The organism is Priestia sp. TGN 0903 (genome assembly GCF_050846855.1).
In the GTDB taxonomy this organism is placed as follows: Bacteria; Bacillota; Bacilli; order Bacillales; family Bacillaceae_H; genus Priestia; species Priestia zanthoxyli.
On the sequence record NZ_JBOZGL010000001.1, the window covers coordinates 599,776 to 621,985 of the forward strand.

General features: G+C 39.2%; 20 protein-coding genes. 6 read left to right on the forward strand and 14 right to left on the reverse strand.

What is annotated here, in order from left to right; genetic code table 11:
• Positions 1 to 46: 46 nt before the first annotated feature.
• The 4 genes from galU to ACRPLY_RS03150 are packed head-to-tail and all read right to left on the reverse strand — an operon-like array spanning position 47 to position 4,553.
• The gene (gene galU, locus ACRPLY_RS03135) at positions 47 to 934 is read right to left on the reverse strand and encodes a UTP--glucose-1-phosphate uridylyltransferase GalU (RefSeq protein ID WP_033578838.1); all 888 of its coding nucleotides are present in this window, start codon (positions 932 to 934) and stop codon (positions 47 to 49) included.
• Complete coding sequence (locus tag ACRPLY_RS03140) at positions 931 to 1,335, reverse strand: GtrA family protein (protein ID WP_432231540.1); 405 nt, start codon at positions 1,333 to 1,335, stop codon at positions 931 to 933. The genes galU and ACRPLY_RS03140 overlap by 4 nt, the downstream gene beginning before the upstream one ends.
• The gene (locus ACRPLY_RS03145) at positions 1,328 to 2,293 is read right to left on the reverse strand and encodes a glycosyltransferase family 2 protein (RefSeq protein ID WP_033578836.1); all 966 of its coding nucleotides are present in this window, start codon (positions 2,291 to 2,293) and stop codon (positions 1,328 to 1,330) included. The genes ACRPLY_RS03140 and ACRPLY_RS03145 overlap by 8 nt, the downstream gene beginning before the upstream one ends.
• Before the next feature lie 13 nt (positions 2,294 to 2,306).
• Positions 2,307 to 4,553, reverse strand: coding sequence for an ArnT family glycosyltransferase (locus ACRPLY_RS03150; RefSeq protein WP_165635961.1), 2,247 nt, complete (start codon positions 4,551 to 4,553; stop codon positions 2,307 to 2,309).
• Between the two features lie 241 nt (positions 4,554 to 4,794).
• On the opposite strand from ACRPLY_RS03150, the gene ACRPLY_RS03155 reads away from it, so the two are divergent.
• Complete coding sequence (locus ACRPLY_RS03155) at positions 4,795 to 5,367, forward strand: GNAT family N-acetyltransferase (RefSeq protein WP_014460341.1); 573 nt, start codon at positions 4,795 to 4,797, stop codon at positions 5,365 to 5,367.
• 336 nt (positions 5,368 to 5,703) lie between these two features.
• Here ACRPLY_RS03155 and ACRPLY_RS03160 read toward each other — a convergent pair whose 3' ends face one another.
• The 3 genes from ACRPLY_RS03160 to ACRPLY_RS03170 form a co-directional block, all read right to left on the reverse strand.
• Complete coding sequence (locus tag ACRPLY_RS03160) at positions 5,704 to 6,576, reverse strand: STAS domain-containing protein (RefSeq protein ID WP_033578835.1); 873 nt, start codon at positions 6,574 to 6,576, stop codon at positions 5,704 to 5,706.
• A gap of 393 nt (positions 6,577 to 6,969) precedes the next feature.
• Positions 6,970 to 7,602, reverse strand: a complete 633-nt coding sequence (locus ACRPLY_RS03165) for an LrgB family protein (protein WP_240962161.1) — start codon at positions 7,600 to 7,602, stop codon at positions 6,970 to 6,972.
• Positions 7,603 to 7,631: 29 nt separating this feature from the next.
• Positions 7,632 to 8,036 carry a CidA/LrgA family protein gene (locus ACRPLY_RS03170; RefSeq protein WP_337050539.1) on the reverse strand — a complete coding sequence of 135 codons (405 nt, stop codon included), beginning with the start codon at positions 8,034 to 8,036 and terminating at the stop codon, positions 7,632 to 7,634.
• Between the two features lie 190 nt (positions 8,037 to 8,226).
• On the opposite strand from ACRPLY_RS03170, the gene ACRPLY_RS03175 reads away from it, so the two are divergent.
• Both ACRPLY_RS03175 and ACRPLY_RS03180 read left to right on the forward strand, forming a co-directional pair.
• Complete coding sequence (locus ACRPLY_RS03175; RefSeq protein ID WP_337050538.1) at positions 8,227 to 8,658, forward strand: MarR family winged helix-turn-helix transcriptional regulator; 432 nt, start codon at positions 8,227 to 8,229, stop codon at positions 8,656 to 8,658.
• A gap of 105 nt (positions 8,659 to 8,763) precedes the next feature.
• Complete coding sequence (locus tag ACRPLY_RS03180) at positions 8,764 to 9,045, forward strand: hypothetical protein (RefSeq protein ID WP_080754416.1); 282 nt, start codon at positions 8,764 to 8,766, stop codon at positions 9,043 to 9,045.
• A 36-nt stretch (positions 9,046 to 9,081) separates the two neighbouring features.
• Here ACRPLY_RS03180 and ACRPLY_RS03185 read toward each other — a convergent pair whose 3' ends face one another.
• Positions 9,082 to 9,561: a GNAT family N-acetyltransferase gene (locus tag ACRPLY_RS03185; protein ID WP_048021498.1), complete on the reverse strand. Its 480-nt coding sequence runs from the start codon at positions 9,559 to 9,561 to the stop codon at positions 9,082 to 9,084.
• A gap of 218 nt (positions 9,562 to 9,779) precedes the next feature.
• Positions 9,780 to 11,204 carry a phospholipase D-like domain-containing protein gene (locus ACRPLY_RS03190; RefSeq protein ID WP_337050537.1) on the reverse strand — a complete coding sequence of 475 codons (1,425 nt, stop codon included), beginning with the start codon at positions 11,202 to 11,204 and terminating at the stop codon, positions 9,780 to 9,782.
• Positions 11,205 to 11,376: 172 nt separating this feature from the next.
• Here ACRPLY_RS03190 and ACRPLY_RS03195 point away from each other — a divergent pair, with 172 nt between their 5' ends.
• Positions 11,377 to 11,643, forward strand: coding sequence for a hypothetical protein (locus ACRPLY_RS03195; RefSeq protein ID WP_028413557.1), 267 nt, complete (start codon positions 11,377 to 11,379; stop codon positions 11,641 to 11,643).
• 2 nt (positions 11,644 to 11,645) lie between these two features.
• Here ACRPLY_RS03195 and ACRPLY_RS03200 read toward each other — a convergent pair whose 3' ends face one another.
• The 3 genes from ACRPLY_RS03200 to ACRPLY_RS03210 all read right to left on the reverse strand — a co-directional run bounded on the left by ACRPLY_RS03200 (position 11,646) and on the right by ACRPLY_RS03210 (position 14,859).
• A complete protein-coding gene (locus ACRPLY_RS03200; protein WP_165635957.1) occupies positions 11,646 to 12,245 on the reverse strand; it encodes a DUF3298 and DUF4163 domain-containing protein in 600 nt (199 codons plus the stop codon).
• A 110-nt stretch (positions 12,246 to 12,355) separates the two neighbouring features.
• Positions 12,356 to 13,210, reverse strand: coding sequence for a bifunctional methylenetetrahydrofolate dehydrogenase/methenyltetrahydrofolate cyclohydrolase FolD (gene folD, locus ACRPLY_RS03205; protein ID WP_028408722.1), 855 nt, complete (start codon positions 13,208 to 13,210; stop codon positions 12,356 to 12,358).
• Between the two features lie 248 nt (positions 13,211 to 13,458).
• Positions 13,459 to 14,859, reverse strand: coding sequence for a tannase/feruloyl esterase family alpha/beta hydrolase (locus ACRPLY_RS03210; protein ID WP_034265692.1), 1,401 nt, complete (start codon positions 14,857 to 14,859; stop codon positions 13,459 to 13,461).
• A gap of 202 nt (positions 14,860 to 15,061) precedes the next feature.
• On the opposite strand from ACRPLY_RS03210, the gene ACRPLY_RS03215 reads away from it, so the two are divergent.
• Complete coding sequence (locus tag ACRPLY_RS03215; RefSeq protein ID WP_165635956.1) at positions 15,062 to 15,532, forward strand: staygreen family protein; 471 nt, start codon at positions 15,062 to 15,064, stop codon at positions 15,530 to 15,532.
• 52 nt (positions 15,533 to 15,584) lie between these two features.
• On the forward strand, positions 15,585 to 16,064 hold the full coding sequence (locus ACRPLY_RS03220) for a hypothetical protein (RefSeq protein ID WP_047751087.1): 480 nt from the start codon (positions 15,585 to 15,587) through the stop codon (positions 16,062 to 16,064).
• 33 nt (positions 16,065 to 16,097) lie between these two features.
• Here the strand turns inward: ACRPLY_RS03220 and gltD are convergent, their stop codons facing one another.
• Together gltD and gltB are read right to left on the reverse strand one after the other, a co-directional pair.
• The gene (gltD, locus tag ACRPLY_RS03225) at positions 16,098 to 17,579 is read right to left on the reverse strand and encodes a glutamate synthase small subunit (protein WP_432231541.1); all 1,482 of its coding nucleotides are present in this window, start codon (positions 17,577 to 17,579) and stop codon (positions 16,098 to 16,100) included.
• A 16-nt stretch (positions 17,580 to 17,595) separates the two neighbouring features.
• The gene (gltB, locus tag ACRPLY_RS03230; RefSeq protein ID WP_432231542.1) at positions 17,596 to 22,149 is read right to left on the reverse strand and encodes a glutamate synthase large subunit; all 4,554 of its coding nucleotides are present in this window, start codon (positions 22,147 to 22,149) and stop codon (positions 17,596 to 17,598) included.
• Positions 22,150 to 22,210 lie beyond the last annotated feature (61 nt).

Below are 22,210 nucleotides of genomic sequence, written 5' to 3' on the forward strand. Positions count from 1 at the left end.
TATACTTCAAATATGAACTGAATATGAACAAACTGATTAACTCTTATTAGCTGAAGTTGTTTGCTCGTTCTTTTTCTACAATCCCTTCCAAATACGATAAAAACGTTTGACGTAAATCTTTACGCTTTAACCCCACTTCTACCATTGCTTTCATATAGCCTACCTTATCTCCAATGTCAAAGCGCTGCCCTTCAAGTTCAAGAGCAAACAATCGCTCTTTTTCACATACCACGCGCAGTGCATCTGTTAATTGTAATTCATTTCCTACCCCTCTTTCAATCGTTTTTAGATAAGAAAAAATAGAAGGGTTTAAAATGTAGCGGCCCATAACGGCAATCGTTGACGGAGCTTGTTCTATTGATGGTTTTTCAATCAAGTCATTCACTTCATGAAGGCTGCCAGATTTATTTCTCGGCTGAATAATGCCGTATTTTGATACTTCTTCCACATCCACTTTTTGAACTCCAATAACTGATTGATTAGTCGTTTCATACGCTTGAATCATCTGTTTGAGCGCAGGTTCTTCAGAAGTCATAATATCGTCTCCAAGAAGAACGGCAAACGGCTCATCTCCAATAAATTGCTCAGCACAAAGAATAGCATGACCAAGTCCTAACGGCTCTTTTTGACGAATATAGTGAATACTGGCCATTGATGAAATCGTTTGTACTTCTTTTAACATTTCGAACTTGTGCTTTTCTTCAAGCATTTGCTCTAGTTCAATTGATTTGTCAAAATGGTCTTCAATTGATTTTTTATTTCGACCTGTAATAAAAATAATACTTTCAATACCTGATTTCACAGCTTCTTCTACAATGTATTGTACAGCAGGCTTATCGACAATTGGCAGCATTTCTTTGGGCTGCGCTTTTGTCGCTGGCAAAAATCGAGTTCCTAAACCGCCTACTGGAATAACTGCTTTTTTTATCGTCATATATGAATCCCTCTTTCTTTTTTAGTAGTAAATACAAATAATTTGGTGCCAATAAAATTGATACCGACACTTACGGTTGTAATTAAAAGTTTACTGATTAGCAGTGGTATACCCCATTTATTATATAGAACAGTCAACAGAAAAGATGTTAGGGATAAAGTGATTAAATTCACGATCACGAATGAAATCACTTCACGCTTACTGCTTTTTTCTTTTTTCTCAAACGTCCATTTACGATTCATGACATAACTGTTTAAAATGCCCGAACTGTATGAAATCCACTGCGCTAGTATGTAGTTCACACCGATTGTTGTTAAAAGTGCGTATACTGCAAAATCAATCAGTGTATTTACCACTCCTACTAACGCAAATTTAATAAAGGGTATCCATTTGTTAGTCACGAAGTGATACTTCCTTGCGTGTTTCAAGCTGATACTTTTCACGGACGATATAGAGTGGACGATTTTTTGTTTCATCGTAGATGCGGCCAATATATTCTCCGATCATACCAAGAATGATTAAAATGATGCCGCTAAAGAATAGCTGAATGACAATTAATGACGACCACCCTGTGATGGTGCTGTCTGTAAATAACTTCAAATACAGCACCACTAAAAGATAAATAAAACCAACACCTGATAGCGTTACACCAGCATAGCTAGCTAGCTTCAGCGGTTTATAGGAGAAAGACGTAATGCCATCCATTGAAAGCTTCAGCATCTTTTTCAAAGGATATTTTGACTCCCCGGCCAAACGCTCGTCTCGCTCATATTCTACTGCTATTTGCTTAAAGCCAACCCAGCTTACTAATCCGCGAACAAAGCGATTTTTTTCTTGAATGCTATTCATTTGATTGCACACTTTACGATCTAGCAAACGAAAATCCCCTGTATCGAGCGGAATATCAATATCGGTCATCGCACGTAAGAAACGATAAAACATAGCCGCTGTTTGCTTTTTAAAATATGTTTCTCCTTTTCGCTTTGTACGCTTAGCGTATACAACGTCAAATCCTTGCTTCCATTTTTCAATCATCTCTAAAATTAATTCGGGCGGGTCTTGCAAATCAGCATCAATCACAACGACCGCCTCTCCTCGTGCATAATCCATACCAGCTGTAATAGCAATTTGATGACCAAAGTTACGGGCAAAATCTAATAAAACAACCGCTGGGTCTTGCTCACTGTACTCTTTAATAATTTCTGCCGTTCGGTCTCTACTGCCGTCGTTCACGAAAAGAAGCTCGTAAGCTTCTTTCGTTGAACGCATCACTTCTGTTAGACGGCGATAGGTTTCATGAATCACTTCTTCTTCGTTGTAGACAGGAACAACAATAGAATATTTAATAATTGAACTCATGTTCATGTCCTCCTTATTTAAGCGTTATTTCGTATAATGTTCCGTTTCCAGATGGTCCTTGCTGAGAACTTGATGAAGTAGACTGCCATTTGGAAGAAGGGATCTCCTTACTATTTTCTTTAATCCACGTGATAACGTCAGATTGGCCTCCCTTACCCATTCCAGACAGGTAGAAATATTTCACTTCACCTTTTTTAATCATAGATTTTAATTTACTCACCGTTAGAATTGGATCTGAACCGCTAAATCCTCCCATTGCCATGACTGGCTTGCCCGTTTTGATAATGTAAGGCGCAGCTGAAGTTGAATCCGTTGTGGCAAATAAATATTTTTCGCCTGTATTATTTTTTGTTAAATAGTTTAGTAGCTTTGTGTTTACTTCTGCGTTCATCCCTCCACTTTTTCGTTTTGAAGATGATAATTTGCTTGAAGAGCTACTTGGCATTTGCATTTGACCATTATTTTTGGACGAGCCTCCTGGCATTTGACCGCTGTTTGACGATCCGCTTGGCGGCTGCATTTGACCATTATTGGACGAACCGCTTGGCGGCTGCATTTGATTGTTTGAAGATGAATTGCTGCCAGAGCTTCCTGGAGGCTGCATGCCGTTAAAGCCAGACTGTTTGCTATTTGTAGCTGTGCTTGGAGGTCCTCCCATACCGCTTGAAGAATCAGGACCTGCTGCTGGAAGCATGCTATTTCCACCATAAATAATTGGTGTCATTGCCCAGTACGCCGGCATTGCAAGCAAGACAACCATTGCTGCTACTCCTAAATAATTCGTTACAGAATTTTTACGCTCTTTACGAATAGCTAAAACAAGAGCTAAAATGACGCCCAGTGCCCCTACACCTGCAATTGGCGCTACGCCGATTGAGCTGACATAAGGAGACATGATATATACTTGAAGCGCTGCTGTTGTTAAAATACCACTCGGCAGCAGCCATGATTTCCAGCCATTATGCTGTTTGTACATACTCCATAAAGCTACTGCTCCCGCTCCTGCAAATGCTGCGATTGGAGGTGCCAGCATAATTAAATAATACTGATGGAAAAATCCTGCGATACTAAAGAAAACAGCTACCGGCAGCAGCCAAGCTAACCAAAATAAACTTTCTTTTTGTTTTGCCGTGTAAGGCCCTTTAAATTTCACTCCAGCAAATAGACCCACGATTGAAAAGATTACAAATGGCAATAACCAGCTGATTTGATCTGATAACCCTTTTTGGAACAGTCGGAATGGACCAGGGTTCCCCGTGTTGAACATTCCGTTTTGATTTCCTCCATCTGGAGCCTGCATCTTTTGAGAAGAGCTGCTCTTGCTTTGATTTGAGCTTTGTGAAGACTCAGCATTTGAATTACTCGTTTGTTTTGTTTCACTGCTTGCTGTTTGCTGCTGAGCTTGAGCAGGCTGTTTATGACTGCTTCCCGTCACGCTTGTATTTCCAGTTAAACGATTGATACCGTTATATCCAAAAGCAAGCTCTAGAACTGAATTTGTTTGACTGCTTCCCATATAAGGACGCTTATCAGCCGAAGTTGAATCTACTACAACTGCCCATGAGACAGAAACAGCAAGCATCAGTGCAGTTGCTGTTGTTAAAAAAGCAATTTTCTTTTTCCACGTAATTTTGGTTGCCACTACATAGAAAACATAGAATGCTGGTAAAACCATGTATGCTTGAAGCATTTTCATGTTAAATGCAACACCAATCATCGCAAAAGCCGCTAACACCCAGCCAAATTTAGCTGTACGCACAGCACGAAACAACATCCACGTTGCTACTAATAATGTAAACACAAGCATACTATCAATATTATTTGTTCGGCTTACCGCGGGCACAATCGGCGTCAGAGCCATCGCAAGAGCAGCAAACCTCCCAGCCCATACGCCAAACGTACGTTTCACGAGTACGTATAGTAAAAGAACTGAACCGATGCCTGCTAATGCTTGCGGTAAAATGACGCTCCACCCGTGAAATCCAAATATTTTGGCGCTAATTGTCTGAATCCAAAACACAACCGGCGGCTTATCAATGGTTACATAGCCTCCTGGATCAAAAGATGCGTAAAAGAAATTATGAAAACTTTGAAGCATACTTTTGACAGCTGCCGTGTAATAAGCGTTGGCGTATTCATCTGTCCAAATTTTAAATAAGTTCAAAAACGCTGCAATTAAAACAATTGGAACTAAAAATAAGTCTATTCTTTTTTTGTTTGAAGTCCGTTCTTCTTTCACTTCACTGTTCATGTGTTTCATTTCACTCCTTCGTAATTTCTGACTTTAGTCTAACAAGCTTATGTGAACTGATTATGAACAGTGAAAATAATGTTTTTATTTTTTAAAAAGCTATTTGACCTCTTACGCTCAGCAATGAAATATTTTACAATTAAAGAATCAAGTACATGAAATGAAAAGGATCTTTCTTGGATGCTGCAGCTTCTATGAAACATTCTTATCAACACTTCATCCACTTCTTGCTGAGAAAGGAGACAACTTTATGATTCAAGTAAAAGATATATACGGAAATTTACCCACACTAGAAACAGAAAGACTCCGCTTGCGGAAAGTTACCAAAAAAGATGTGCGTGACATGTTTGAATATGCCTCAAATGAAAAGGTAAGCAGATATGTAAATTGGGAAAAGCACCGAAAGCTTCAAGATACAAAAGAGTTTGTTTCCTTCGTTTTAAAGCAGTACAGCAACCAATCCATTTCTCCTTGGGCTATGGAAATCAAAGCCCTGAAAAAATGTATTGGCACCATTGACTTTGTCACTTGGAACCCTACTCATCGCATTGCGGAAATTGGCTATGCGATTTCTGAAGCATATTGGAATAAGGGATTTGTTACGGAAGCAGCTGAAAAAGTAATTGCGTTTGGATTTGAAGAAATGGATTTAGTGCGCATTCAGGCGAGGTGCTTTGTTGAAAATGCCGCTTCTGAGAAAGTGATGAAAAAAATCGGTATGTCTTATGAAGGAACAATTCGAAAAGCCATGTTTATTAAAGGAGCTCATCAAGACTTAAAGTTATATTCAATCTTGCGAGAAGAATACACGCGCAACGCGTAGAAAATGTATAAAATACTTTCCATAACACAGGCTAACTTCAACACTAACTCTTCCTTTTGAGGTGAACAATGTTGGAGCAAGCAATTCAGCATTTAGACTTATCTGCACACGGTTTGTGGTTTCCGATTACCGTTAGTTTATGCTTATTTATTCTTGCCCTTGTTTTATTTAAACGGCTGGTTTTTTATCTATTCAATAGCGGTATACTTCCTCGTTTATGCTTTTGTGCTGCCATGGCATATCGCATTTATTAAGTAAAAAAGCGGATGTTGATTAACATCCGCTTTTTTACTATGCACTTACTTTCTACATGCTGAAATCCATATTTATGGCCGGTCATTTTATGCGCCGCGATGACACATGCGTGCGGCTATGCTCTTCAGGACGTGTAAACCCAATTTTTAAAAGCGCCGCTTCTAAATTTGCTTCTGTTTTAATTTGATTAAAATCAATTCCTAGTTTCACTACCGTTTGGGCAATTTCCGGTCGTATCCCCGTTATAATAGCTTCCACTCCCACCAATTTAAGCGATCGATGAATTTTAAAAAGATTGTCTGCTACCATTGTATCAATAATCACGACACCTGAAATATCTAAAATAAGATAAGATAATTGAAGGCTTGTCCCTTTTTTCAAGCAGGTTTCCATAATAACTTGCGAGCGGTGGGTATCAATTTCTCCAATAATCGGCATAATAGCAATCCCTTTTGTGACAGGTACGAGCGGAACTGAAAGTTCTTCTAGTGACGTATAAGCTAAATTCATCATATATCGATTATGCTCGTCATAAATTTGACCAAAAACACATGTTACCGTATCTAAAAGTGGATCAATTCGTTCACTGACATGCAGCATGGTAATTGCAGCAAACTGATGCTCCTCTAGTTCTCTTGTAAATACATCCCAAATAACGCTGCGATAGATTGGAAGGATACCTAGTGCTTTTTCTAAAGGAATATTTTTTTCCACTGCATATTTACCCGTATCAAGTGCCCATTCTTTAACAAGTTTAAGTACAGCCTCCTGTTCTTCAAATAGAGCTCTCCCAAAGTATTCCATAATTGACACTCGCCACTTCAGAATTTTCTTTTCTTTCAATTCCTCTAGACTTAGCGTATGTGTAGCATCTAAACGTTCGGCTAATTTTTCTGACAAGCTATATTTATGTTCAAGAATCTTTTTTCCTATATACACGAGTTCCTCTTTCATAAAATACGTTCAGCTCCTCTTTTCTGCTATTTTTACTGCGTATATAACCTTGACTAAGCCTACTTATCCATCCGAAAATTGACTAGCCTTCCTAAAAATAACAAAAAAGCGGTTATTTTATGAATTTTCTTTCTTTTTATTATAGTACCAGAGTAAGAGCCGCACAACTTAAAATTTGCTTCGGAAAAAATTTATGCTTTTATATAAAAAGCGAGATGGGGGCATAACGAAATCAACAGTTAGAAGCCAGTACATACATTAAATCTACGTTTACGATGAGCATAAAAAAACACGAACTATCCATCACCTTTCAATAGATCGTTCGTGTTCAACTTTAACTAACATACTTTTGTCTCAGCCTCGTTTTTTATATTCACTTTCTTTTATCTCGCCTTACACTTGGAATAGCCAGACAACAATTGGCCCAAAAACGGATCCTAATACAGCGCTTAACGTCATTGATACTGAACTCATCGATACCGTTAGCTCACCGTATTCAAATGCTTTAGAAGTTCCTAGCGCATGAGAAGCACTGCCTAATGCAATTCCTTTTCCTAAAGAACTCTTGATCCGAATCCATTTTAAAAGTAGCGGTCCAAGGATTACTCCAGAAAAACCTGCGATCATAACAAATACCACGGTCATCGATGGAACGCCCCCTAGTCCTGTGGCGATCTGAATCGCTACCGGAGTAGTAATAGACTTAGGAATAATGGATAAAATCAGGCTTCGATCAACGCCAAATACTTCAGCAAACACAAGTCCGCTGATCATGCCTGCGAATAACCCTACAAATACCCCTCCAATAATAGGAACGCTGTATTTTACTAGCATCTCACGCTGTTTATAGAGTGGATACGCTAATGCAACAACCGCTGGTCCTAGAAGTGAATTAATCCATTTGCCTCCAATCATATACTCATCATAGGAAACATGAAAAGCAAGCAAAAGAAGAATAACGAATATGGTTGTAGTTAAAACAGGAATAAGAATCGGATAGGAGAACCGCACGTATACTTTTGCCATGACTAGATACAAAGCAACTGTAGCTACGATTATAAAGACCGCGATAAAGAATTCTTGCACTGTTGTTTCTCCTTTCGTTTGTTCGCTTTTTTTTCCAAAATTTGGCTGGAAGTCCCTGCAGCGGCCATCGTAACAATCGTACTAAGCACAATAATTAAAAATAAAACCGCTCCGCTGCTTGAAAGAAGCGAAGGATAATTCATCACACCTGCCATAGCTGGTATGAATAATAGCGGTAAAAAAGATAACAAGAAACTTGCTCCGTCTTCAATTATTTTGATGGGAACAACTTTGCACGTTAAGCAAATGAGCATTAAAATTAAGCCTATAATACTGCCTGGAATAGGTAGATGAAGCATATGGTGAACAGCTTCGCCAATCATAGAAAAAGCATAAAGAATCGCAATTTGTAAAATGATTCGTATCACTTTCATTATAGGTCACTGTCCTATAAATAAAGAACAGCTGCCCTCCTCTCTTTATTTTGTCATGTTGTCTAACATTTAACTATATAAACACCTTTACTTTACCTACTTTTACTTGTACTATACAACTATATATACATTTGTATTATACAAGTATATATTTCTTTGTCAATGAATGATTTTGTAAGGGGCGATTATAATGCAAGAAAAGAATTCAATTGAATTGATTGAATATGAACTTACTACCTTTATTAGACGAGCGGTCTATCTTGATAATTCCGAAAATAAAATAGGAAACCTAGAAAGATCAGCTTATTTATTGCTGCGGCAATTAGATGAATTTGGACCAGCTCGTGTAAAAGAACTGGCAGAAGCATTTAAACTCGACATTTCAACTCTTTCTAGACAGGCTGCTGCTTTAGAAAATAAAAAGCTTATTTCTCGCTCCTGTGATCCTTCGGATGGGCGAGTCAGCCTATTTGACATCACAACACGCGGGAAACAAATGCTGCAAACTGATAAGCAAATGCGCCTTGAACGCTATCATAGTATGTTAAAAAAATGGTCAAGTGAAGAAAAGGAGCTATTTGGCAAACTATTAATGCGGATGAATGACGCATTTATCGATTAAATAGAAATTCATGAAAATTAGGCTACTGCTGCAAGGTGTTTGTCCCTTTCTCTTTTCTCTTTTTTGCATTTAATGTAAAGAGACTATTGAAAAGGATGTATGATTATGTCTGTTCCGAATAAACGGAAAGCCACGCCCTGCCTCTTCCCCGGCTATAAATGGTGTGGCCCCGGATGCAGTGGTCCGGGATGTCCTGTAAATGATGTAGACTGCTGCTGTAAATACCATGATTTATGCTATGAAGATTACGGATCATGCCGCTCATGTGATGAGCAATTTCTTGAGTGTCTTTGCTCCAAAGCAAATCCGTACAGTTTAAAAGGAAGACAGGCATACGCTATGTATACCTATATGCGGCTGAAGTTAGCTTTAAAACAATATGACTAAGCAAAAAAGAGGTGAATTAAAAAATTCATCTCTTTTTTATGCCATTTTATCCGTATGAATCCAAAAGCGTTGAACAATAGCCCCGTCCTCTTCTATATAATCCTCGTCTTGTATACCACCGTTTGCCAGAATAGTTCGACGAGAAGCAGTGTTCCAATCATCACACACAACTAATGCCCGTTGGACTCCCAGCTTTTTAATTTCTTGAAGAGATAACCTCAGTAGCAGCTTGGCATATCCTTTTTGTCTTTCACTTGGCCGAATACCATACCCTATATGTCCTCCGCTGTTTCGAAGTATTTCACTTAGCTCATGGCGGATATTAACTACGCCTATTACTCTTTCGTGATGCATTAGCCAGTAGGTGGAATCGGGTACAAATCCTTTTTTTAATCCGATCCCTTTTTCTGCATCTAATAACTCTTGAACCATTTTTTCAAAGTAAGCAGGATCTTTAGCAATGACCCACGGAATCATTTTTTCTCCGCTTGCTTTCCATTCATGATAAAAGCTCATATAAGCCTTTTTATAAGCTGCATCTGGTTTAATTAAAACAGCGGTTTCCACGTACCTTCCTCCTTTTTGTTTATTATGTTTATACTACCGATTTTTCCCAATAAATAAAAGAGGATAATTTACGTGATGTGATCGTTGTATGAGCTTATTTATAAGGTATGTAACAAAAAGCGCTCAATGAATGTTCATTGAGTGCTTTTTGTTCTACTGCCGGTTATTTAAATAAACTCCTTAAAAAACCTCGTTACTTTTGCAAGGGTATACAGTAAGGTACGCTTCATAACAGGCTCTTCTTTCTTTTGGATTTCAGGAGGTTTAACCCAGCGCTTGTGATTGGCAATAAGAATACTTTTATCCATTTTGTTTTCCATCGCCATCGTCAACTCTTTTGCAAATTTTTGACTATCGATAATGACCATTGATTCGTTATTCAAAAATGTAGAACGGGAATCTAAATTAAAAGAGCCTACGGCGCTAAGTCTTTGATCATAAATCACAGACTTTGCATGGATCGAATAAGGTCCTTGGTATTCGTAAAGCTTTACACCTGTCTTCATAATCGTATCACGCATACTAATATATCCGGAAAAAGCCAACACATTGGGCGTAGATGTAACTGAATTTGTGAGTAGCGTCCATTGAACGTCTGGCTTCTTTTTCATGGCTGTATACTTTCTCATCGCATTGGTGGGCACCACATAAGGACTTTGAATAAGAACAGAGCGGTTAGCTTCTTCTGCTAGGTTAATAAACGTTTTCCACATAAAAGGTCGTTTATTAAAGCGTTCAATTGGATTATGAATAAAAGAAACACGCTTTGTAGAAACGGTGGAAGCATTCCAATTAATCTTGGGGGTCGCAAACGTTTCTCCTACTTGCTTAGCTTTATCATATTGCTGCAGCAGCAAAGCTTTCATCCTCTTCCCCTGATCAACCTGGTACTGTGTGAGATGATGAAAAGCTTTTTTAGTGTAGGGATGAGCCCATAATTCATTTATATAATTTTGCATTTGAGTGATGACGCTATCTTGTGTATGTTTACTGTTTGTAATAAAGACATCACGATCATAGACGAAGTCTGGAGGAGGCTTTTTAGCCAAATATTTGTCCCCTATATTCCGTCCCCCTATTATGCCTAGCTGTCCGTCTACAACCATTATTTTGTCATGCATACGATTTTGCCACGCCCAAGGTTTAAACAATTGAAACGGTTCGTAATACTTCACTTCAATATTAGGATGTGAAGCTAATGCATAGAGCACGCCCCTTCGGTTTCCCCGTAAGCCGTTAGCTATCCCATCCAAAAGAACGCGAGTATGGACGCCTCGATCAGCTGCTTTAAAAAGAGCGGCCATAATTAAATCAGTTGACTCTCCTTTTCCTATTGAGTAATAAGCAATATCAATCGATTTCTCAGCTTGTTGAATCATTTGAATACGAACTCTTCCTGCCTCATAACCATCTTCAAGAAGTCTCACTCGGTCCGTAGACTCACTGTGACCAAAAAAGCTAGCCGGTTTAATTGAGGTCGTTTCCTCTCCTATTTTTAAAGGTACATAAAAGAGAACCACCGCCGTTATAACCACATACAGAATATATAAAGATAAAATAATAAGTAATCCTTTGAATGCTATTTTTATCATCGCAACTCCAGCTTTTTGTCTTTTTCTGTTATCGTTCACAAATAATGATCATTACATGCAAGAAACTGCTTCCTTGATTACTTTGCGCTTTGTTCTTTTGACACATTTATTTTTTCTGATTCACTATTTGTATAGTATGCTAGTACATATCATAGAAAAAAGGATGATGGTGATGGAGGAATATTCTTTTCGTTTTCATATTACAGATTCTTACCCTTTGCAAAATGAAAACGATAAAATAGAAGCTGTTGTACGCACCAAAATCAAGCATGCGGAGCGAGGATGCTTGTACGAGGGTTATCTTCGTGTTCATATCACTAAAATCGGGGTGTTTCCTGTAGCAAAAGATATTGCTGAAGCGATTGGCGTTCGTTCGCTTCGTCAGCAGTTAGCGGCCGAATTAAAAAGATACGTACGGCCGCACCGCAATTTTTTATAACTTTATCCAAACATTTGTCCAAGTGGACTTTCATCTGTAATAATATCTTGAATAGCATAGATAGAAATTGGAAAGTAAGGAATTCCATATGCGTAAGGAGCCAGGTCATACAGCTGATAAAATAGTACAAGTGATTTATCGGCGATATAAAAATCCTGATCTGGTTTAATTCCTTTATATTCTCCAAGAACCATAATATCGCGCTCTTTTATTTGCGCTCCTACTATTTTAGAAAGAACACTTACGTAATTACTGTCTTTTTTAAACAAATCTTTTAGTTGATACGTTTTTCCAGTCAGCACATTAAACGTTAACGGAACTACCACGGTCAATCCGTGCGCTCCCCCGGAATAAGCAAAATTGACAAGCGTTAAGCTGAGCACATTTCGCTCGTTTGTTTTCAACTCATAATAACCCGTTTCTTCTGTATCCGGATTTTCTCCATATCCCTGCTGACGAATTAATTCATTCGTACGCTGCAAGATTTTACTGTTAATGCTGTGCTGAACCGCTGGATTAGTCAAATGAACAGCTGGATAGTAAACGTTTAACTTTTTCTTCACTATTTGTTGAGAATATACCGTTGCAGGTAACGTAACCATCGCTTCCTCCTCTTTCTATACAGAATGTTACATTCTATTCTTTTAGCTTTCATTCCATTACTGAAGCAAAAAAATCCCGTGCATATACGCACGGGATTTTTAACTTTCTATTATTTTACGTTGTTAATTGTTTTAGCAGCGTCTACCGTATTTTTTAATAGCATTGTGATGGTCATCGGACCAACGCCGCCTGGTACTGGTGTGATATAACCTGCAACTTCTAAAGCCGCTTCGTAATCAACATCACCAACGAGTTTACCATTTTCCATTGTGTTACCTACATCAATTACAATGGCACCCGGCTTAATATCATCTGCTTTGATAAGTCTAGGTTGTCCTACAGCTGACACAAGAATATCAGCTTGTTTTGTTAAAGCAGATAAATCTTTTGTGCGAGAGTGAGCAATTGTTACCGTTGCACTTTCTTGAAGTAACAGCATGGATACTGGTTTACCAACAATATTGCTTCGTCCAATTACTACCGCATGTTTACCTGAAATTTCTTCACCTGAACGTTTAATTAACTCAACGATACCGTGTGGTGTACATGGTAAATAGCACTCATCGCCAATGACCATATTCCCTACGCTTACTGGGTGGAAGCCATCTACATCTTTTTTAGGAGATACAGCATTTAATACTGCTTTTTCATCAATATGTTTTGGTAATGGAAGTTGAATAAGAATACCATGAACAGATGGATTTCCATTCAAGTGATGGATTTCGTTTAAAAGCTCTTCTTCCGTAATCGTTACGTCACGTTTGATAATTTCAGACGCAACACCGATTTCTTCACAAGCCTTTGCTTTTGCTTTTACATATGATTGGGAAGCAGGATTTTCTCCTACTAAAATTACGGTTAAACCAGGAACGATACCTTTTGTTTTTAATTGAGCTACCTCTTCTTTTAATGCGGCGCGCAGTTCTTGCGCTACTTCTTTTCCTTTAATTACTTTCGCTGTCATGATGTTTTTTGCTCCTTTCAACTGTAGCCATTTAATAAATGTACGAATTATAGTTATTAATCTAACACAAAAGTTCGGTTTTGTTCAATGTTTTTATTATTTTTATTTTAAATAGATAAAAATAAATAACAAATAACGTATATTCCATTCTTATCGCACTATAATATTTTGTATTCATAGAAGCTGTTTTTATTCAAATGTTGCTTTTCTAAATTAAAAACCGCGCCTTCGGCACGGTTTTCGACAATTTATTTTTTTGTTGATATGCTTTTCTTTGTAGTCAACGGCAGCACGTCTTCCTCTGTTTTTAGATCCTTTACATGCATTTCCTTGAGAGGCACACTTATTTTCTTATTTTTCGGAGGTTCTTCAAAATTCTCCACCCAATCACATAGCAGTTCAAATCCTTGATACACATAAGGAAGGAGAGGCTGAAGCTTTCGATCTGGATCAATTTGATGATTCCATACTAAGCTATCAATATGGTTTCCATTTTCAATTACGTAGTGACGATGAAGGTGCTGCTTACCAGAATCTTTTACCAGTTGTTCATAAGGATAAGCATGAATATCCGGAAAAATAAGAGCATCTAACGACCCTGTAATGCTTATCAACGGAACGGAAATATCACCTGTATTTTCAATTTCACGAACTTTTTGCTTAACATCTTGTGGTCTTTCTTGATAATCATACTTTTTAAAAATAGAATCTAACGAACGATCTCTAACTCCGTTTTCAAAAAGCGTCAAGTATTTTTGCCACGGAATGCTTCCAGGTGCTTGACTGTCAAACTCATCTCTATATATATTAAGCGTTAAAAACCAATAATACTGGTCATGATATGGCCATAAAAACTCAGATCCTTTTGGCAACCCTGCTTGATACAACCGGTGCAAAGCTTCTTTTTGCGATTCACCTACCGTATACAGTGCTTCTTCGGCATGATTTACAACAGGTGTTAGGGAAGTGATCAAGTTATCGTGATCAGCTCGCCACATAACCCCTTCCCATTCAACCCCTCCATTAAAAAGCTGAGGCTCTCCATTTTTCCCATCGTTTTCTAAAGCATAGCGAACAACATAACCCCCATTAGAAATACCTAAAGCATACGTTTTTATATCAAAATATTCTGTCACTTCTTTCTGGAGTTTGTGACGATAATTTTCAAACAAAAATCTCTGAGCAATTTTTGTCACTTCTCGGTATTGAATATGCCATTTTCTAATGGAGTCTTCTTCTTTGACTAGAGCGTTTTTTGCTTTAGCAAATGGATCATCTCTCACTTCTTCTCCCTGTGTCCCTTTATCAGAAGCAGCAAACGCAAACCCTTTTGCCAACACATAGTCGCTGAACAGTAAATCCGTTGATTTCTCATCTCTGGTAGCTGGAACTCCCGACATAACTAACTTTCCATTCCAGTCATCAGGAATTCGAATGAGAAATTTACCACCATCAACTTCACCTTCTACTTGAACGCCCGTTATTTCTTCAGGCTGATACATGTAATACCATCCATTTTTTTCTTCTTTTGTTCCCCAATAGATAGGAGCCAGCCCAATGTTCCCATAGGCAGTCGCTGCTTGAAATTGAAGAGGGTTTTTAGTCGTTAACCAGTTTCCATACTTACCGTCAAACGTTGTGATATTCAAGTGATAACCTCCATTCACATTTGCTTTTGAAGACAATCTTCGGGGACTGTACACGCATAATTTTAGTTAAATATTACCATTATTTTCTCGAAAAGTACATCAAAACGCCTTTGTTGCAGAAAGAAAGTAGACATTTATCACATCTGAGCCCATAGCGCCGTATAATATTGAAATTTATTCAAAAAAAGGAGTGTCAATGACTATGAGTTCGTTTAATTCTTCAAAACTCTCTACGACTCTCATTCCCCCTGCTACTTCCTCCTATCCGGTTTCTGGAAGAAAATATACTCTTACTCATTCTGATACAACCGGTCAGCTTTTTTTAAACATCGGATGCTCATATAACAACAAGGCGATAGATAAAAATATGCGTGATGAAGTACTAGCTGCTCTTCACGTAACAGACCGACAAGCAGTTATTCAAGGCGAAGTTTTTGTTAGCGGAGGTGAGTTCAGCCGCGAGCAAGCACAGCTTCGTTATCACATTTTCCGCCGGGAGCTTCCGCTTGCTTTAGAAGCAATATTTTACGGAGACCAAGCGTTTTTTCAACATTATCCAGACTTGCTAAATACACCGATTTACATTTATTTCGTATCGACTTATCAAGAATTTAGAGGGTGGTCCTATTATCAAACCCCTAAATTTTATTTAAAACAAACATGCAGCAGCTAGCACGCTAGTGCATAAACTAATGGGAAATGAACGAGGAAGGTGTGAATATCTCATGTACAGTCAATGGGTTTACCCCTATATGCCGCGCTACTACCATCCAGTGGTTCCTACTACGAATGAAAATTATTTGGAACCTTATAGATACAATGAAGACTTATTTTCTTATATCCTGCATGAAGAAGAGGAAGTTAGATCTACACGCGATGTAGACAGAGTGATGAAAATTTTAAAACGCCAGTATCAGTCCATCTACAGAGATGCTCAACGAGGCGGGATGGATAGCAAACTAACAGAATACTTATTTCGTTCCATTGTAAGATTTGTTGATGATAACTATAACAATTACAGCGGATCTATTAACGAACGCGTCGAAAAAGCCGCGCGACAGCTGAAAAAACGTGATCCCTGGATATTTGAACTTTTTAACTTATACAGCGTTTCCCCTGTTTCACAAGTTCGAATTACTAACACGATTTTAACCGTTTCATTTGAAAATTTACGTAGAGGAAATGAAGTGCCAAATCCTAGATAAACAAAAAACCGCCACAATTGTGACGGTTTTTTGTTATGGTAATACAGTTGCTCCCATTAGATGGCTATCAACTTGTTTAGCTACTTCACGACCTTCATGAATAGCCCATACGATTAAACTTTGCCCACGACGAGCATCACCAGCAGCAAAAACACCTTCAACATTTGTTTTGTAATTTCCATACGCTGCATCTACGCGACGATTTTTCGTTTCAACACCAAACGCTGATAGAACCGGATGCTCTGGACCTTCAAACCCAATCGCAATAAAGACAAGCTGAGCTGGCCATACTTTTTCTGTTCCTGGAATTTCGGTAAAGATGTACTGTCCATTTTCACCTTTTACTTTTTCCATTTGAACCGTATGAAGTTCTTTTAGATTACCTTGCTCATCTGCCACGATTTTTTTCGTTTGAATTGAATATTCACGTGGATCGTCCCCAAGTTTCGCCTGTGCTTCTTCATAAGCATATTCAAGATTAAATACATGTGGATATTCAGGCCACATATTATCTGCCGTACGCTCAGCAGGAAGCTGAGGATGTTTACCAAACTGAACAACACTGCGGCATTTTTGACGAAGAGCAGTAGCTACACAGTCAGCTCCCGTGTCTCCGCCTCCAATAACAATAACGTCTTTTCCTTCAGCATCAATAAATTGACCATCTTTGAAGTTAGAATCTAAAAGGCTTTTTGTTGAAGTTGTTAAGTAGTCCATTGCAAAGTGAACTCCTTTTGCTTCACGGCCTTCTAATACTAGATCTCTTTGCTTCTGAGCTCCTGTACACAAAATGACAGCATCATATTGTTCTTTTAACTCTTCAGCAGTAATGTCTTTTCCAACTTCGGTATTCGTTACAAAATCAATACCTTCTTGTGTCAATAAGCGAACACGTCTTTCCACTACTTCTTTATCTAGCTTCATATTTGGAATTCCATATGTTAATAAACCACCGGCACGATCTGCTCTTTCATATACCGTTACTGAATGACCCGCTTGATTCAGCTGATCTGCGCTCGCTAAGCCTGCTGGCCCAGAGCCAATAACAGCAATTTTTTTGCCTGTTCTTTTCTCCGGAATACGCGGAGTAATCCACCCATTCTCAAAGCCTTTATCAATAATAGCGCGTTCGATATTCTTGATCGAAACCGCTGGGTCTGAAATAGCAAGCGTACAGGAACCTTCACACGGAGCAGGACAAACGCGTCCTGTAAACTCCGGGAAGTTGTTGGTTTTCATTAAACGCTCTAAAGCTTCTTTCCAGCGTCCTTTATAAACTAAATCATTCCACTCTGGAATTAAGTTATAGATTGGACATCCAGAAGTAAAAGCATTAATATCCATTCCCATGTGGCAAAAAGGTGTGCCACAATCCATACATCGTGCTCCTTGACGGCTTAGCGCTTCATCAGATAAAGGAGCAGCATACTCTTTCCAATCACCTAAACGTTTTAACGGGTCACGTTCCTTCCCTTTTTCACGTTTGATTTCCATAAATCCTGTTGGTTTTCCCATCGTACTCTCCCCTTTCTTACTGAGCTACCGCTTCTTGTTGTTTTGCCGATGCTTTCTTTTCTTGTTTTGCATTTTCCTCAAACGCACTCATAGCTGCTTCTTCTTCCGTTAACCCAGCTGCTTTTTGCTCTTCAATGCGATTCATCATGCGTTTATAATCATTCGGAATCACTTTTACAAATTTCGAAAGCGATTCTTCCCAATTTTCTAATACAAATGCTGCTTTATGACTGTCAGTATATTTTAGGTGATTTGCAATCATCTCTTTTACTTCTTCTGCTTCTTCTCCTTTTAAGCTCTCAAACCCAATCATGTCTTTATTACAAAGGTTTTTGAATGCTTCTTGATCATCAGTAAATACGTAAGCAATACCGCCAGACATTCCCGCACCGAAGTTTTTACCTACATCACCTAATACGACAACGCGTCCGCCAGTCATATATTCACAGCCATGATCGCCAATTCCTTCAACCACTACGTTCACACCGCTGTTACGAACCGCAAAACGTTCTCCTGCTAGCCCGCTAACATAAGCTTCACCGCTTGTTGCACCGTAAAATGCCACGTTCCCGACGATAACATTTTCACCTGACACAGCTGTTGTTTCCTTAGGTGGAGCAACGATGATTTTACCTCCTGATAACCCTTTTCCGATATAATCATTTGCATCTCCAGTTAGATACATAGACATTCCTTTTGGAACAAATGCACCAAAACTTTGTCCTGCAGAGCCAGTGAATCGAAGAGTAATCGTATCTTCTGGCAGACCTTTCTCACCGTAACGTTTTGTAACTTCACTTCCTACAATTGTTCCAGCTACACGGTTAATATTAGAAATTGGCAGTTCTAACTCGACTTGATACTTATGCTCGATTGCTTGCTGTACCGCTGGCAAGATTTTTTGCATATCAAGAGATTCGTCAATTTTATGGTTTTGAGGTGTTTTAAAAGTACGTACACCTTCAGCTTGATATAAAAGAGTTGTTAAGTCTAAGTGCTGCGCCTTCCAGTGATTTTTTGCACGTTCGCTAACGCTTAATACGTCTGTACGTCCAACCATTTCATCTACTGTTTTAAATCCAAGTTCAGCCATAATTTCGCGTACTTCTTGTGCAACAAATTTCATATAGTTAACGATGTGATCCGCTTCTCCTAGGAACTTTTTACGAAGCTCTGGGTTTTGCGTCGCCACTCCAACTGGACATGTATCTAAGTGACACGCACGCATCATGATACAGCCTAAAACAATTAAAGGCGCCGTAGCAAAACCAAACTCTTCTGCTCCTAAAAGTGCTGCCATGACTACATCTTTACCCGTCATTAATTTCCCGTCTGTTTCAAGCACTACCTTTTCGCGAAGACCGTTTAACATAAGCGTTTGATGAGCTTCCGCTAAGCCCAGTTCCCACGGTAGTCCCGTATGTTTAATACTTGTTTTTGGAGATGCTCCCGTACCTCCGTCGTAGCCGCTAATAACGATAACGTCCGCTACTCCTTTTGCTACTCCGGCAGCAATCGTTCCTACTCCTGCTTTTGAAACGAGTTTGACGCTGATTCGTGCATCACGGTTTATATTTTTTAAGTCATGAATAAGCTGTGCTAAATCTTCAATCGAGTAAATATCGTGGTGTGGAGGAGGTGAAATTAAGCCTACTCCTGGCGTTGATCCACGCACATCTGCTACCCATGGATATACTTTGTTTCCTGGAAGCTGACCGCCTTCTCCGGGTTTTGCACCTTGTGCCATTTTAATTTGAAGCTCATCCGCATTCACAAGGTAATGACTTTTCACTCCAAAACGGCCAGAAGCAATCTGTTTAATCGCACTGCGGCGATTATCTCCATTTTCATCCACAGTGTAGCGGCTAGGGTGCTCGCCACCTTCTCCACTGTTACTGCGTGCGCCTAAACGGTTCATCGCAATCGCTAATGTTTCATGAGCTTCTTGACTTAAAGATCCAAACGACATAGCACCTGATTTAAAACGTTTTACAATCGAATCAACTGATTCCACTTCATCAATGGAGATAGATGAACGCGTTCCATTAAACGAGAATAGGTTGCGCAAGAAACCGATGCGTTCTTCATTAGCCGATTCAGAGAATTTTTTAAATAAGCTGTAATCTCCCTTACGGCAAGCCCACTGCAGCGTGTGAATTGTTTTTGGATTAAACGCATGATGCTCGCCCGTGTGTCTCCACTGGAAGTCGCTTCCTGACTCTAACGTTTGCTCAATTGTTTCAACATAAGCATTGTCGTGACGCGTTTTCGCTTCTTTTGCAATAACATCTAAACCGATACCGCCAAGTTGCGAGGCAGTACCTGTAAAATATTGCTCGATAACCTCTGCACTGATTCCAACTGCTTCAAAAATTTGTGCGCCCCGATAACTTTGCACCGTTGAAATGCCCATTTTAGACATTACTTTTACAACACCTTCAGTAACGGCTTTTACATATTTCTCAACAGCATAGTCATACGATACGTTCAACGTACCTGCGTTAATTTCATTTTGATATGTTGCAAAAGTAAGATATGGATTAATTGCGTCTGCTCCGTAACCAATCAGTGCTGCAAAATGGTGCACTTCGCGCGCTTCTCCTGTTTCCACTACAATGCTCGCCTTTGTACGGTTTCCTTTTCGCACTAGGTGCTGGTGCAGCCCGCTGACCGCTAATAAAGCTGGAATGGCTACAGAGTGAGCTCCCGCTTCACGGTCTGTCAGAACAAGAATGCTAGCGCCTGCGTTAATTGCCGCTTCAGCTTCAGCAAATACGCGATCAAGATCTGCTTTTAAATCCTTTGTGAACACCGCAGAAATAACAGCACTTTTGAAATCTGGATGAATGGCAGACTTCAGCTGATGAGTTTGATCGTTTGTTAAAACCGGCGTCTCAAGCTGAATTCGATGAATGTTTTCTTTGGTTGGATGCAGTAAATTCCCTTCTGCACCAAGCAACGTCATTGTTGATGTAACCAACTGTTCACGAATAGCGTCAATCGGTGGGTTCGTTACTTGAGCAAACAGCTGCTTAAAGTAATTGAACAGCGATTGAGGACGATCAGACAACACGGCTAATGGAGTATCATTACCCATTGAACCAAGCGGATCTTTTCCTTCTGTAATAACTGGAACTAAATATTTATGAATATCTTCATACGTGTAGCCAAATGACTTCTGGCGAATGACCAAATCATCGAAGTATTCAGATTTTTCTTCCTGCACTTCTGGCAACGTTACCAGCTGTTCATCTAACCATTCTTGATAAGGCTCAGCCTGTGCCATTTCAGATTTAATTTCTTCATCTGAAATAATTCGGCCTTCTTCTAAATCGATTAGAAGCATTTTACCTGGGCTTAAACGATCTTTATATAACACATTTTCATCTTCAACATCAATGACGCCTACTTCTGATGAAAGTATGATGTAATCATCTTTTGTAACATAATAGCGAGCTGGACGTAAACCGTTACGGTCTAAAATAGCACCGATTTGCTTTCCATCCGTAAACGAAATAGCAGTCGGACCATCCCATGGCTCCATTAATGCGCTATGATACTCATAGAAAGCACGTTTTTCTTTTGACATGTGCGGATTCTCAGACCAAGGCTCTGGAATAAGCATCATCGCTGCATGGGCTGGCTTGCGGCCGGCCAATACAAAGAACTCTAGCGCATTATCTAACATGGATGAGTCGCTTCCTTCAGCATCTAAAATTGGAAGAACCTTCGGCAAATCCTTACCAAATGCGTCCGAAACAAACTGCTGTTCACGCGCTCTCATCCAGTTTTGATTACCGCGAAGCGTATTGATTTCACCGTTGTGAATTAAATAACGGTTTGGATGTGCTCTTTCCCAGCTTGGGAACGTGTTTGTGCTAAAGCGAGAATGCACTAAAGCAAACGCTGAAGTAAAGTCTTCATCTTGTAGGTCAAGATAAAAAGCATCCACTTGTTCAGGTGTTAACAACCCTTTGTACACAATTGTTCTGCTTGAAAGACTTGTAAAATAAAAACGGTTTTGACGTGCCTGCGCCCAATTTTCCGCTTGCTTACGAATAACATATAGCTTGCGCTCAAACGCTAAGTCATCTTGAATACTGTCATTTGCCCCAATAAATACTTGTCGTACGTATGGACAGCTTTCTTTTGCAACTTTTCCGATTTTTCCGACATTTACAGGCACAGTTCTCCAACCTAATAACGTTTGTCCCTCTTCTTCAATTAATTTATTAATATAAGCTTCAATTTCTCGACGCTCGTCTTCATTATTTGAGAAAAAGATCATTCCAACTCCATAACGACCGTTTTCTGGCAAGTTCAGTTCAACGCATGTCTTTTTAAAGAACGCGTGTGGAATTTGTACCATTAATCCAGCTCCATCTCCTGTTAGCGGATCACTTCCCTGTCCGCCTCGATGGTCAAGCTGGCAAAGCATGTTTAGTCCTTTTTTAACGATATCATGTGACGCTACGCCTTTCAATTGAGCGTATAGTCCGATTCCACATGCATCGTGCTCAAATTCAGGACGGTAGAGACCTTGAGCTTTTGGCATTTGATTGTATGTCATCTTCTTCTCCCCCGTTCGTTTTCTTTATCTTTTTAAGATCACCTGTTTACATTGTAAGTTT